11 protein-coding genes are annotated in these 13,550 nt (G+C 68.8%); 5 read left to right on the top strand and 6 right to left on the bottom strand.

Features of this window, described 5'->3' with window-relative positions; genetic code table 11:
- Positions 1–23: 23 nt before the first annotated feature.
- The 3 genes from CKO41_RS02255 to CKO41_RS02245 all read right to left on the bottom strand — a co-directional run bounded on the left by CKO41_RS02255 (position 24) and on the right by CKO41_RS02245 (position 2,823).
- The gene (locus CKO41_RS02255; RefSeq protein ID WP_200254908.1) at positions 24–248 is read right to left on the bottom strand and encodes a hypothetical protein; all 225 of its coding nucleotides are present in this window, start codon (positions 246–248) and stop codon (positions 24–26) included.
- A 477-nt stretch (positions 249–725) separates the two neighbouring features.
- Complete coding sequence (locus CKO41_RS02250; protein ID WP_200254910.1) at positions 726–1,112, bottom strand: cupin domain-containing protein; 387 nt, start codon at positions 1,110–1,112, stop codon at positions 726–728.
- 136 nt (positions 1,113–1,248) lie between these two features.
- Complete coding sequence (locus tag CKO41_RS02245) at positions 1,249–2,823, bottom strand: sigma-54 interaction domain-containing protein (protein WP_200381115.1); 1,575 nt, start codon at positions 2,821–2,823, stop codon at positions 1,249–1,251.
- A 209-nt stretch (positions 2,824–3,032) separates the two neighbouring features.
- On the opposite strand from CKO41_RS02245, the gene CKO41_RS02240 reads away from it, so the two are divergent.
- The gene (locus tag CKO41_RS02240; RefSeq protein WP_200251374.1) at positions 3,033–3,947 is read left to right on the top strand and encodes a sulfite exporter TauE/SafE family protein; all 915 of its coding nucleotides are present in this window, start codon (positions 3,033–3,035) and stop codon (positions 3,945–3,947) included.
- A gap of 82 nt (positions 3,948–4,029) precedes the next feature.
- Here CKO41_RS02240 and cfa read toward each other — a convergent pair whose 3' ends face one another.
- Positions 4,030–5,133, bottom strand: a complete 1,104-nt coding sequence (cfa, locus tag CKO41_RS02235) for a cyclopropane fatty acyl phospholipid synthase (protein WP_420826452.1) — start codon at positions 5,131–5,133, stop codon at positions 4,030–4,032.
- Between the two features lie 584 nt (positions 5,134–5,717).
- Between cfa and msrB the strand changes: the two genes are divergently transcribed.
- The 4 genes from msrB (at position 5,718) to ilvC (ending at position 9,916) form a co-directional block, all read left to right on the top strand.
- The gene (msrB, locus tag CKO41_RS02230) at positions 5,718–6,170 is read left to right on the top strand and encodes a peptide-methionine (R)-S-oxide reductase MsrB (protein ID WP_200251372.1); all 453 of its coding nucleotides are present in this window, start codon (positions 5,718–5,720) and stop codon (positions 6,168–6,170) included.
- Positions 6,171–6,506: 336 nt separating this feature from the next.
- Positions 6,507–8,225: an acetolactate synthase 3 large subunit gene (locus CKO41_RS02225; RefSeq protein ID WP_200381113.1), complete on the top strand. Its 1,719-nt coding sequence runs from the start codon at positions 6,507–6,509 to the stop codon at positions 8,223–8,225.
- 1 nt (position 8,226) lies between these two features.
- The gene (gene ilvN / locus CKO41_RS02220; protein ID WP_200251368.1) at positions 8,227–8,718 is read left to right on the top strand and encodes an acetolactate synthase small subunit; all 492 of its coding nucleotides are present in this window, start codon (positions 8,227–8,229) and stop codon (positions 8,716–8,718) included.
- Between the two features lie 181 nt (positions 8,719–8,899).
- Complete coding sequence (gene ilvC / locus CKO41_RS02215; RefSeq protein WP_200381182.1) at positions 8,900–9,916, top strand: ketol-acid reductoisomerase; 1,017 nt, start codon at positions 8,900–8,902, stop codon at positions 9,914–9,916.
- A 767-nt stretch (positions 9,917–10,683) separates the two neighbouring features.
- On the opposite strand, the gene rsgA is transcribed toward ilvC, so the two are convergent.
- Positions 10,684–11,742, bottom strand: coding sequence for a ribosome small subunit-dependent GTPase A (gene rsgA / locus CKO41_RS02210; RefSeq protein ID WP_200381112.1), 1,059 nt, complete (start codon positions 11,740–11,742; stop codon positions 10,684–10,686).
- Positions 11,743–12,502: 760 nt separating this feature from the next.
- Positions 12,503–13,528 (bottom strand): hypothetical protein, encoded by a 1,026-nt coding sequence (locus CKO41_RS02205; RefSeq protein ID WP_200381111.1) that lies wholly within the window; start codon positions 13,526–13,528, stop codon positions 12,503–12,505.
- Between the last annotated feature and the right edge of the window lie 22 nt (positions 13,529–13,550).

Raw genomic sequence — 13,550 nt, 5'->3', positions numbered from 1 at the left:
CCATGACCCTGGAGGCGTCTCGGTCAGGGCTTGGCGCGGTCGCGTCGGGGCCTCGCCAAGGCGGCGATCTGCCGTCGGCCCTGGTCCGTCTGCAGGGTGTCCGGTGCCTTGGCGTGCGGTGCCCCAGTGCGCGATGCGGTGAAGTTCGCTCGCTTGCGGGCGTCCTCGGTGGCCGAGTCTCCCTCGCCCCGCCGGGCGTTCGGCCCGGCCTGTTCGCGGGCGTGGGTCGTCGGAGTCGAGGTCATCATGGTCTCCCGATCCGGGCGGACGTCTCGAGGCATGGCGGCACGTGCGGTCGTCGGCGACAGGGAGTGGCCACGTCGGTTCGGGTCGCCGACGCATCGTCCCCCCGCCAGCCCTCCGCGTTCGACGCTGCCCGCGAAGTATAGTGGCTTCCGCGGAAAACAGGTCGCCGCAGGTGGTCTCTCGGGACTGGCCCGTTCGGCGGTCCTCCCCGAGGTGGCTGAAGGGGACCTTGAAAAATTGCCATCCGGGCAATTTTTCAAGACGCGAAGCGAAAATGCGATTTCCGCTTCGCTTCATTTTCAGTCGTTTAGGCGACTGAAAATGCCGGGGCATCCTTGCCCCGCGCGGGCACCTTGAATTTTTCAAGGTGCCCTGAAGGCCTGACGGTCGATCCTCGTGTGGGTGCGCCGGGCATTCCCGCCTCCGGGGGTGCGGCGTCGCCCGGGCGCGTACCGCCCCCTGCGCCCGTTGGCCGGCGGCTATTCGGTCGTCAGGCCATCGAAATGCTCTTCCGCGTCGTCCGCCTTGGTCGGGTGCACGGTCCCGTCCTTGTGTTCCGGCGGCGAATACACCGAGTAGAGCTTGAGCGGGCGGTCGCCGGAGTTGACCACGTTGTGGCGCGTGCCGGCCGGGATGATGACGGCCCAGTCGTCTTCCAGGCGGTGCGCGACGCCGTCGAGCGTCACGGTGGCCTGACCGGCCTCGACCCGGATGAATTGATCGAGGTGATGGACCTCCTCGCCGATCTCGTCGCCCGGTTCGATGCTCATCAGCACGAGCTGGCTGTGTTTGCCGGTGTAGAGGACCCGGCGGTAGTCGGTGTTGGTCGTCGTGGCCTCTTCGAGCTGTACGACATAGCCTTTCATCTGAAGCTCCCGGATCGAGGATGGTGGAATCGGGCGACGCGCGAGGCCGCGGTGGGGCCGTCGGGGCGCCATGGACCGGCAGTCTTGACACGGTTCGAGTTCGTGTCAAGGCGCATTGGCGGGGAGTCGCCGCCCGTCACGCACGCGGCGGGCGGAACCGGGTCCAGTCGATCCCCAGCCGGCGCATGCGGGCGCGCAGCGTGTGGGGGTTGATGCCGAGCCGGCGGGCGGCGCCGAAGGGGCCCTCGATGCGGCCGAGGCAGTCGGCGAGCGCCGCCTCGATGCGGCGGCGGACGACCTCGTCGAGGGTCTCGTCGTGGTGCTCCTGGGGCCGCTGGGTCGGGATCCGGGCGGGCGCTGCGGCGGGATCGGGTGTCGGTGCGGCCGGGGTCGCGGCATGGCCGCCGAGGGCCGTCGGGATCTCCAGGGCGCGGCCGTTGCCGAGGATCGCGGCGCGCTCGATGACGGCGGCCAGTTCGCGGACGTTGCCCGGCCAGGGGTAGGCGATAAGCCGCTCCGTGTCCTCGGGTGTCGGCAGGCGCGGCGGCAGCCCGAGGCGCGCGGCGGCGCGCAGCGCGAAGCTCGTCGCCATCGCCGGGATGTCCTGGGGGCGCTCGCGCAGGGCCGGCAGGTAGATCGGGAAGACGTTGATGCGATACCAGAGGTCGGCGCGGAACTGCCCGGCCCCGACCATGGCCGCCAGGTCGCGGTGGGTGGCCGCGACGACGCGCACATCGACCCGCAGTTGCCGTTCGCCGCCGACCCGCTGGAAGGTCCCGTCCTGGAGGATGCGCAGCAGCCGCACCTGGATCGCCGGCGACAGCTCGCCGATCTCGTCGAGGAACAGGGTGCCGCCATCGGCGCGCTCGAACCAGCCCTTGCGCTGGGCGGCGGCGCCGGTGAAGCTGCCGCGCTCGTGACCGAAGAGCTCCGAGTCGGCGAGCTCCGGCGCGATGGCGCCGCAGTTCACGCGCAGGAAGGGGCCGCTCGCGCGCGGCGAGCGACCGTGGATGGCGCGGGCCACGACCTCCTTGCCCGAGCCTGTCTCGCCGAGGATCAGCACCGGCGTGTCGGCCCGGGCGACCAGCTCCACTCGGTGCATGACCTCGCGCAGCCCGCCGTCGGCGCCGACGATGGTGTCGGTGATGTCCTGGCGTCCGAGTCGCGCGAGGAGCGTCGCCCGGTCGGCCTCGGCGGCCTCGCGCAGGGCCGTGAGTTCGCGGATCAACCGGTCGTTCTGCACCGCGACGGCGAGCGGGTCGAGTAGCGCCGCGAGCATGGGTTCGTGTTCCGGCGCGAAGCGGCCCGGGCGGTCCGCGGCGAGGATGGCCGCGCCGACCGCCTGGCCGTCGAGGACCAGGCCGCCGGCCAGGACGTCGCCCTGCAGGCCGGGGGGCAGGAGGCCCGGCAGGCGGCGGGCGAGGGCATCGGCCGGGCCGCGGACGATGGCGCGGGCTGCGCACCAGGCGGCCAGCGGCGCGGGGGCGGTGGGCGGCGGCGCGGCCTCGGTGGCGCTCGGCGGCACGTGCTGACCGGTCCAGGCCAGCGTCGTCAGCTGGGTGCGGGCCGGATCGAGCTGGCGGATCAGGAGGTGATCGAGCGGCAGGCGCCGCGCCAGGACGGCGGCGATCGCCTCGGCCGAGGTGTCGATGCGGATGTTGCGACAGGCCTGCTGCCAGACCTCCAGCAGCAACGGCAGGAATCGGTCCATCTGGGCGCCCCGTGATGGGAATGCTCGCGAATGATCGGGATTTTCCGTTATATAGCACGGTTTGGTTGTGCGAGGATGGCCGGCGCGGTTGCCGCGTGACGGTTTTTCCCTTTCGATGTAGGCGGGTGGGCAATGTGGCACGGGGCTTGGTGAGCGGGGGACGACGATCCTGCGATCGTCCCGTCTCACTCTCACCACTGGAGCCCATCATGGTCCGCGAGGCCGTTCTGAACGTTGGAAACCTCTACGCCAGTCACCGTCGCCGCCTGAATCTGTGGCTCGCGATGGTCGCGACGGTCGTGCTGCTGCTCGGCCTGAATGTCGTGTGGCCCGATTGGACGCCGATCCCGGGGCTCCTCGAGGGGCAGCCGGCGCTGACCGTCCTGGCCGTGTTCCTCGGGGCGCTGCTCTGCGAGTACATCGACTCCAGCCTCGGCATGGGTTACGGCACGACCCTGACGCCGCTGCTCCTGATCGCCGGCTTCGAGCCGCTGCAGATCGTGCCGGCGGTCCTCTTCTCCGAGCTCTTGAGCGGGCTCGCCGCCGGCGTGCTCCATCATCGCGACGGCAATGTCGATTGGTTGCGCGATGTCCAGGCGCGGCGCACTGCCGCGTTGCTGATCCTGCTGAGCGCTGCCGGGGCGATCGTCGCCGTGACGGTCGCGGTTTCGATTCCGCGCTTCTGGTTCTCGCTCGCGATCGTGATCATCGTGCTCGCGATGGGCGTCATCACGTTGGCGACGCGGCGTCGGCGCATCCCGTACCGGCCGATCAACGTCGTCATCGTCGGCCTGGTCGCGGCCTTCAACAAGGGGCTCTCGGGCGGCGGCTACGGCCCGCTGGTCACGGCCGGGCAGGTGATCTCGGGGATGCCGGCCAAGCATGCCGTGGCGATCACGTCGGTCGCCGAGGCCTTCACCTGCCTGGTCGGCCTGACGGCCTTCCTGATCCTCGCCGGCGGGCTCGACTGGTCGCTCGCGACGCCGCTCGCGGCGGGGGCGCTGCTGTCGGTGCCGATCGCGACCCTGACCGTCCAGCGCCTGCCGGAGTCGGTGATCCGCGGGGCCGTGGGCGTCCTCACGATCGCGCTCGGCCTGGTGTCTCTGCTCAAGCTCGTCGGCTGAGCGGCCGGGCGCCGGATGCAGGGTCGCCGGCCGTGTCCCCCGAGATCCGGCCGGCGGCCCGCTTGGTCGGCGTTGCCGGACGTCAGCGCACCGAGCGGTAGGTCGAGCGATGGGTGCGCTTCGTCAGCACGATCTGCCAGAGTTGCCCCTGACGGGCGCGGAACATGCCGGCGCAGCTGAGCAGGTAGTACTTCCACATGCGGTAGAACCGCTCGTCGTAACGGGCGCTGCGTAGCTGCGGCCAGGCGGCATCGAAGTTGTGCCACCAGGCCATCAGCGTGCGATCGTAGTCCTGGCCGAAGTTGTGCCAGTCCTCGAGGAGGAAATGGGGTTCGATCGCCCGCGCGATCTGCTGGGCGGCCGGGACCCGCCCGTTCGGGAAGATGTATCTGTCGATCCAGGGGTCCGGGGTCGGCATCGTGCGATAGGCGCCGATCGTGTGCAGCAGGAAGAGGCCCTCGTCGCGCAGCAGCCGGGCGGCGGTCGCGAAGTAGGCCGGGTAGTTCTTCGGGCCGACGTGTTCGAACATGCCGACCGAGACGATGCGGTCGAACCCCGTGCCATCCCGTTGCGGCAGGTCCCGATAATCCATGAGGCGGATCTCGACCGGCAGGCCGGCGCACCGCGCCTCGGCCAGGCGCTGCTGCTCGCGCGAGATCGTGATGCCGACCACCTCGACACCCTGGTGGGCCGCCAGGTACTGGCTCAGGCCGCCCCAGCCGCAGCCGATGTCGAGCACGCGCTGGCCGGGCTCGAGCTCGAGCTTGCGGGCGATCAGCGCGAGCTTGGCCTGCTGGGCCTGCTCGAGGTCCACGGCCTGCTCCCAGTAGCCGCAGCTGTAGCTCATCGTCGAATCGAGCATCGCGCGGTAGACGTCGTTGCCGATATCGTAGTGGTGCTCGCCGACCTGGAAGGCCCGGGCCTTGGATTGGCGGTTGACGAGGACCTCGCGCAGCCAGCCGAGGGCGAAGCGCAGCTTGGCGACGCCGTGGATGCGCGTGTCCAAGTCGTGGCTCAACAGGCGGGTGATGGTCTCGTCGAGGCGCTCGCTGTCCCAGGCGCCGTCCATGTAGGCCTCGCCGAAGCCGAGCGTGCCGTGGCGCAGCGCCCGGGCGTAGACCGAGTCGTCATGGATGCGGATGTCCCAGGGCTGGTCGCCGTTGAAGCGCACGCCGGTCGGGGCGATCAGGTCCGCGAGGATCTGCGGCGGCCGTCGCCCCATGGCGCGCGGCGAGTCGGCGCCTCGGGTTGTCGCGAAGTCGGTCTGTATCTGCGTCGTAGCCATCGGTGCGATACCTCCATGACGGGCAGGAAGGTGGGTCGAAGCTGCGAAGCGTCCCGTGGAGACCCTTTATCGAGGTCGAGATCCTGCTTGTGCGGCCCAGTCGGGGTCGCCGGGCACCGCCGGTCGCCGGCACGAGCGGCGCGGCGCTGGCGCGGTGGTGGCCTCCTCGCACCGGCCTCGACGGGTTGTCGGGCCCGGACCGTTGCGATCCGTTCTGGGGGATGTGTCGGTGGAACAAGGAGATTCCAACCGTCCTCCGGCCCCGGCACGGCCGGTGGCGGCCGGGGCGGGCTGGGTTTCGCGGCGATGCCGCCCAATCTCCGGGTTAGGCCGGACGACTCGGGTGGCCCGCGCGGGCGAGCCCGCTTCAGGGCGCCTCGGGAAATCGCCGTCGTGGCGATCCTTCGAGACGCATCCGGCCCCGCACGGGCGCCTCGAATCCTTCGAGATGCCCTTCAGCATCCAGATCCGGCGAGGTGCCGACCATGCTCACCTGGCGCGATATCATCCACATCCTCGAGCATAGCAATCCGCCCGCGGAGCGCACGGTCGAGAAGGACGATGCCGAGTGGCGCGCCCAACTGACCCCCGAGCAGTATCGGGTGACGCGCCAGCGGGGCACGGAGCGGGCCTTCAGTTCCTCGATGTGCCGCCTCTTCGAGCCGGGCCGCTACGCCTGCGTCTGCTGCGGCGAGCTGCTCTTCGATTCGCGGACCAAGTTCGACTCCGGCACCGGCTGGCCGTCCTTCACGCAGCCGATCAAGGCGAACGCGATCGCCTACCATGGCGACGATTCCTACGGCATGCAGCGGGTCGAGACGACCTGCAACTGCTGCGGGGCGCACCTCGGCCACGTCTTCCCCGACGGACCCGAGCCGAGCGGGCTGCGCTACTGCATGAATGCCGTCGCGCTGACGAAGGTGGCGGAGGCGGAGTAGGGCGGCGGTTCCTGCTCAGGCGCCCTGGGGCGCAAGACGGCTGACCGCGCGCGGCCTCGCGACCAGGCCCCCCTGTCGTAGGGGCTGGCTCGCCGCCCCCGATCGCCCGCAAGCGGGCTCCTACCGGTGGAGACGACGCCGGCGGGGTCCGCTGGTACCTCGCGCCGGCACATGTGCCCGACGATCGGAGCGGATTCGCGCGGCGATCGCATGCGAGCAAAATCTTGACCACTGCGGCGCTTCTCTTGTAACGTCAATCCCTTTTCTGACGTCTTCGTAATGTCCGGCCCTGTCAGGGGATATCCTTGGGGCAGGAGCGGGCGGGAGGTCGCGGCGGTGGAACTCAGCGGTGGCGAGATCGTCGTGCGGGCGTTGCAGGACGAGGGTGTCGAACTCGTCTTCGGCTACCCCGGCGGTGCGGTGCTCCACATCTACGATGCCTTGTTCAATCAGGACAAGGTTCGGCACATCCTGGTCCGGCACGAGCAGGGCGCGGCCCATGCGGCCGACGGCTATGCCCGGGCGACCGGCAAGTGCGGCGTCTGCCTGGTGACGTCCGGTCCCGGTGCGACCAACGCGGTCACCGGCATCGCGACGGCCTACATGGACTCGATCCCGATGGTCATCCTGACCGGCCAGGTGCCGACCCCGGTGATCGGCAGCGATGCCTTCCAGGAGGTCGACACGGTCGGCATCACCCGCCCCTGCGTGAAGCACAACTTCCTCGTCAAGGACGTGCGGGACCTCGCGACCGTCATCCGCAAGGCCTTCTACATCGCGACCTCGGGGCGTCCGGGGCCGGTCGTCGTCGACATCCCGAAGGACGTCACGGACCCCAAGGTCAAGATCCCCTACGAGTACCCGCGCACGCTCCAGATGCGCTCCTACAACCCGGTCGAGAAGGGCCATCCCGGCCAGATCCGCCGTGCCGTCGACGCCCTGCTCGCGGCCAAGCGGCCGATGGTGTACACCGGCGGTGGCGTCGTTCTCGGCGAGGCATCGGCGCCGCTGACCGAGCTGGTGCGCCAGATCGGCTTCCCGATCACGAGCACGCTGATGGGGCTCGGTGCCTATCCGATGTCCGACCGGCAGTTCCTCGGCATGCTGGGCATGCACGGCACCTACGAGGCCAACATGGCCATGCACGAGTGCGACACGCTGATCGCGATCGGCGCGCGCTTCGACGATCGGGTGACCGGCAAGATCGAGCAGTTCTGCCCCCACGCGAAGATCATCCATCTCGATGTGGACCCCTCGTCGATCTCGAAGAACGTGCGCGTCGACATCCCGATCGTCGGGCAGGTCGCCAACGTGCTCGAGGAGATGCGGCGCCTGATCCAGGACGCGGGCCGCACCCCCGATCAGGCGGCCCTCGCCGACTGGTGGCGCCAGATCGAGGCCTGGCGGGGGCGCCGCTGCCTCGACTACGATCGCAACAGCCCGCGGATCAAGCCGCAATTCGCGGTCGAGACCCTCTACAAGGTCACCAACGGCGAGCTGTATCTGGTTTCGGACGTCGGTCAGCACCAGATGTTCGCTGCCCAGTTCTATCCGTTCGACAAGCCGCGGCGCTGGATCAATTCGGGTGGCCTCGGCACCATGGGCTTCGGCCTGCCGGCGGCGATCGGCGTGCAGCTCGCCCATCCGGACGCCACCGTCGCCTGCATCTCGGGCGATGCGAGCATCCTGATGTGCATCCAGGAACTCGCCACCTGCAAGCAGTTCGCGCTGCCGATCAAGGTCGTGCTGCTCAACAACGGCTACATGGGCATGGTGCGGCAGTGGCAGGAGATGTTCTACGAGGGGCGCTACTCGCACTCCTACGTCGACGCCCTGCCGGACTTCGTCAAGCTCGCCGAGAGCTTCGGCCATGTCGGCATGCGGGTCGAGCGTCCCGAGGATCTCGAAGGCGCGATGCGCGAGGCCTTCGCGATGCGCGACCGCCTCGTCTTCCTCGACGTGATCGTCGACCCGACCGAGAATGTTTACCCGATGATCGAAGCCGGCAAGGGGCACCACGAGATGTACCTGTCGGCGGAACGGGAGCTGGCCTGATATGAGACACATAATCGCGGTGCTGTTGGAGAACGAAGCCGGCGCCTTGTCCCGGGTCGCGGGGCTCTTCTCGGCGCGCGGCTACAACATCGAGTCCCTGACCGTCGCGCCGACCGAGGACCCGACCCTGTCGCGGATGACGCTGGTCACGACCGGCAGCGACGAGATCGTCGAGCAGATCAAGAAGCAGCTCAACAAGCTGATCGACGTCGTCAAGCTGTTCGACCTCACCGAGGGCGCGCACATCGAGCGCGAGATGATGATGATCAAGGTCAAGGCGCGCGGGGAGGATCGCGAAGAGCTCAAGCGCCTCGCCGACATCTTCCGCGCCAAGATCATCGACGTCACCGACACGAGCTACGTCGTCGAACTGACCGGCGCCTCGCGCAAGCTCGACGCCTTCGTCGAGGCGGTGCCGGAGGGGCGGATCATCGAGGTCGTGCGCTCCGGCCCCACCGGGATCGCCCGCGGCGAGAAGGGGCTGACCCTCTAGCCGCCGTGAGCGCCTCGTTCCGGGGCCGGCGGGGCTGGGCGGTGATCGCCCGTCGCACCGGCCGCCTCGGTTGCGAGGGCCGCGGATCAGCACCACCCCCCATCGCCCAATTCCCTCTCCTGCCGGCGGTCGCGCGCCCGGCTGGACCCATCACTCTGGAGATCAGGATCGACCCATGACCATGAATGTGTACTACGACAAAGACGCCGATCTGTCCCTGATTCGGGGCAAGAAGGTCGCGATCGTCGGCTACGGCTCCCAGGGCCACGCCCATGCCAACAACCTCAAGGACTCGGGCGTCTCCGTCGTCGTCGGCCTGCGGTCGGGCTCGGCCTCGGCGGCCAAGGCGACCGCCGCCGGGCTGGAGGTGCGGCCGATCGAGGAGGCCGTGGCCGCCGCCGACGTCGTCATGATCCTGGCCCCCGACGAGCACCAGGCCCGGCTCTACCGTGAGCAGGTCGCGCCGAACATCAAGAGTGGCGCCGCGCTCGCCTTCGCCCATGGCTTCAACATCCACTTCGGTCAGATCGAGCCGCGCGAGGACCTCGACGTCATCATGATCGCGCCGAAGGGCCCGGGCCACCTGGTGCGCTCGACCTACACCCAGGGCGGCGGCGTGCCGAGCCTGATCGCCGTCTACCAGGATGCCACCGGCCAGGCCCGCGACATCGCGATGGCCTATGCCTCGGCCAATGGCGGCGGGCGCGCCGGCATCATCGAGACGACCTTCCGCGAGGAGTGCGAGACCGACCTCTTCGGCGAGCAGGTGGTGCTCTGCGGCGGCCTGACGGCCCTGATCCAGAACGGCTTCGAGACCCTCGTCGAGGCCGGCTACGCCCCGGAGATGGCCTACTTCGAGTGCCTGCACGAGGTCAAGCTGATCGTCGACCTGATCTACGAGGGCGGCATCGCCAACATGCGCTACTCGATCTCGAACACGGCCGAGTATGGCGACCTGACCCGCGGGCCGCGGATCGTCAACGAGCAGACCAAGGCCGAGATGAAGCGCATCCTCGGCGAGATCCAGTCCGGTGCCTTCGCCCGCGAGTTCATCCTCGAGAACCAGGCCGGGGCGCCGACGATGAAGGCCCTGCGCCGGCTCGGCTCCGAGCACCAGATCGAGACCGTCGGCGCGCGCCTGCGCGAGATGATGCCCTGGATCAAGGCCTCGCGCCTGGTCGACAAGACCAAGAACTGAGGCGGTTTCTGTCAACAAACCTACCGTCTGGCTTGTCTTTTCGCCCGTCTTCCGTGTCGCGAGCGCACTCACATCGCTGGGCTAGGCTCCTGCGCTCGCTCCTTGAAGACGAACGAAAGTCCGGCGTCATCCGGTAGGTTTGTTTCCGGCAATCGCCTGATCGCCCTGCGCCCGCCGGCGGGCTCCCACACAGCGACTGTGTAGGGGCCCGCTCGGGGGCGATCCCGACCGATTGCCCTTCGCCCGCAATCAGGCCCCTGCGCGCGCCCCCTCCGTTGTTCGTCACCCTGCCGTCGCCGGAGCGGATCGCCGACTAGCCCCGCCAGGATGCCCGGCCCCTCACGGGCGTCGCATCGCTTCATCGTGGCGGATGTCGGGCCGCACGGGCAGCAAGACCCCGGCCGATGAATCGCTAATCAACTGCTAATCTGGAAAAATTTGGCAGCAAGGAACAAACTGCCAATCGAATGCCAATCGAGGCTGAATTAGCAGCAGCGCGATGCAGATCCCCCTGACGCCCCCGAAGCTCGATGACCTGCTCGCCAAGGCGGTGCGCGCGAACGGCTTCGCCCGACTGGTTGGCGGGGAGGTCGTAGGTCGGGTTAGCCCCTCGGGGCGTAACCCGACAGCGGGCAACGCGGTCCTACCGAGGCCGCTGTCGGGTCACGGTGTGCGCGAGCCTGTCCGTTGCAGCGACCGCCGTGCCGGCGCGCCTAACCCGACTACGGGCTTGCCGGGGCAGGCCGGCTCTCGAAGACCATGGCCTTTCAGCGACCGTGGCCCTGCTTTTTGGCAGCTACGGTCGCCTTGACCAGCTTCCCGAATACCCGATCGCGCCGGCGGCGCTCGTGTTCGGCCAGGTTGTGCCGGCCCTCGGCCAACAGCTTCAGGTAATGCGCCCACGCGTCGGTGTCCACCTCGCCGCGGTCGACCGCCGCCCGCACCGCGCAGCCGGGTTCCGATTGGTGGGTGCAGTCGACGAATCGGCAGTCGCGGGCGAGTTCGGCGATGGCGCTGAACTGCCGGTCCACGCCACCCTCCGCCACCAGGCCGACCTCCCGGATGCCCGGCACGTCGATGATGCAGGCGCCGCCGGGCAGCCGGATGAGCGACCGAGCGGTCGTGGTATGCCGCCCCTTGGCATCGCGTCGGGTGGCCCCGGTCTCCTGCAGCGGCTGGCCGGCCAGGTTGTTGGTCACCGTCGACTTGCCCACGCCGGACGACCCGACGACCACCAGCGAAGTGCCGGGTTCGAGCCAGGGCGAGAGGCGCCCTGCCAGGGGGACGCGGAGCGCGTCCACCGCGAGGGCCTCCGCCCCCGCGGGAAGGCGCCTGCGCACCTGCGCGACCGTGCGCGCCGGGTCGTCGACCAGGTCGGCCTTGGTCAACAGCACCAGGGGCAGGACACCGGCCTCGGCGGCCAGCACCAGGTAGCGCTCCACGCGGTGGAGATTGAACTCGCCATCCAGGCCGCTCACGACCAGCATCAGGTCGATGTTCGCGGCCAGGGGCTGGGCGTCGATGCCGCCCGCCTCGCGGCGCTCGATCAGGCTGCGTCGCTCGAGACGCTCGACGATGACCGGCGCATGGGCTGCCAACAGCACCCAGTCCCCTACCGTCACGTAATGCGGGTCGGTATGAATATGGTGGAGTCGGCCGGCCAAGGTCGCCGGGAACGCCTCCAAGCCGGAATCGACGAACCAGCAGCCCCGTTCCACCCGCACGACACGCGCCGGGCGCGCCGACTCGAACTGCTCCAGGGGGATCTGGGCGGTGAAGAAATTGCTCCAGCCGAGCGGCTGCAGCCGTGAAAGGTCGATGGACATGGTGTCATCCTCTCAACGAATCCGATGGGGCGCGGGCGCAGGGAAGCGCCGCTACGCGTGTAACGGAACAGCTGTCGAGAAGGCCGGGCCTGCCCTACTTAACGAGGGCGCAGCCCGGCGGCGATGACAAGGTCCATCGAGCCTCCGGAGGCAATGACATGGGGCGCCCTTCGACGGGCGCGTCGCGATCATACCACGAGGCGCGCTTGTTCAGAGATTGGTCACCGCCACGACGGCACCGCCGCTACCACGAGCCGTTCACGCCCGACTCGTCGCTGCGCGCGGCAGCTACCGCTTACGGGCGCGAGGAGGCGGCTGGCGCGTAGGCACCAGCGAAGACCGTTTCGGCGACAGGCGAGGAGCAGACATCCGAATCTCCAGCAGCTTCCCTGTGGGCGATGCTGTTGGCTCGGCTGTTCGCCTCGCTGGTGAGCAGGACTCACGTAAGCCCCTTTAAGGCTTCAACGATTTCAATCCATGATGGAGCGGTCAACTGCCGTGTTCAGGTACAGAAATCGGACGTTTCGGGAGCTCCCCTGTTGGTGAGCTCGGGGCGTGCCTACGACCTTGTGTGGAAGCCCGTCGACGGCAATCCGGTGAAGGTCGAGCGGGGCAGGCGGTGAGGTGTCCGGGGGAGCAGACTGCCGCGGCATTCTGTGAGCCATGGGGGTTTGCCGTTGTCGCTCGGCGCTGCCGTCGAATGCGGAGGGCGTCGCAAGCCCGGTCGCGCCGGCGCCGGACCGGACGGCCCCGCCGGGTTCTATGGTTCGGGGGCCGTCAGGCACAGCGGGTGCAGCAGGAGCTTGGCGAAGCGGCCGTATCGTTCCCGTGCGCGCTGGCACTCTGCCGGTTGCCGAGGGCAACGGAACCCCGGGGCCACTTCCTGCGTGCGCGCGACGACCTTGGCCTCGATCGTGGGGTCGGCGTAGCTGTTGCAGTTGTTGCGCTCGTCCCAGGCGCCGTCGACGTAATCGGCCAAGTCGAACGATTTGCGAACCCTCCAGGCCCAGATGCGCTTCCCGTACCGCAGGGAGTCGAAGAGCTGAAACTCGCATTGCACGTAGGGCCCCCTGAGGAGGCCGGGAGTCGGGCCTCGCAACGGGTCCTCCTCGGTTTGCAGGATCGCGTTCCAGAAGCGCCAGCCGTTGAAGTTGGCGGTCAGGTCGGCGAAGGAGTAGATCCCGGTCGTCGCGTAACCGAGCTTGCCGGCCTCCTGCCGGCTGCCCCATTGCATCGCCTGCGCCAGGCTCTCGCCTTCGTCGCGGGTGCGGTCGAAATAGGTCCAGCCCTCGGCGAAGAAGTGTCCGATCTTGTCGAGCCCGACCAGGTGGCCGTCGATGTCGACGACGTCGCTGAGCTCTTTGAGCCTGAGCGAGAAGCCCTCGAGGTAATCGATGTCGCGGTAGATCGAGTCCTCGAGCGCCAGCGAATAACTGCGTTCGGCGAGCGCCTCGCGCATCTGGTGGTCCAAGTCGTAACCGCGCAGGCCCCAGCGTGGCAGGAACGAATCGAAGATCGCCCGTCTGAGCTCGGCGTAGAGCCGGTCGGGGTCGCATAACGCATCCGCATCCATGTTCGCGAAGTCGCGCTGTCGGGCGTTGGCCTGGGCAACGCCTTCGCGGAGGCGCTCGCTGAAGATCGCGTTGATGACCCCCAGGCTGTCATCGAGGGCAATCCCCTGGGTAGTGACGCTGTCGATTTCCGCCGCAGGCGCACGCGTCGGCCCGAGCGTACTCGGCAGCACCAGGACCCAGGACAGCAGCAGAATCGGTAACCGGTCGGTCATCTCGTGTTCACCGGGTCAGGAC

Source organism: Thiococcus pfennigii (assembly GCF_016583835.1).
Classification (GTDB): domain Bacteria; phylum Pseudomonadota; class Gammaproteobacteria; order Chromatiales; family Chromatiaceae; genus Thiococcus; species Thiococcus pfennigii.
The sequence above is the reverse complement of the archived record's forward strand: the minus strand, read 5'-3'. Positions and strand labels throughout refer to the sequence as shown.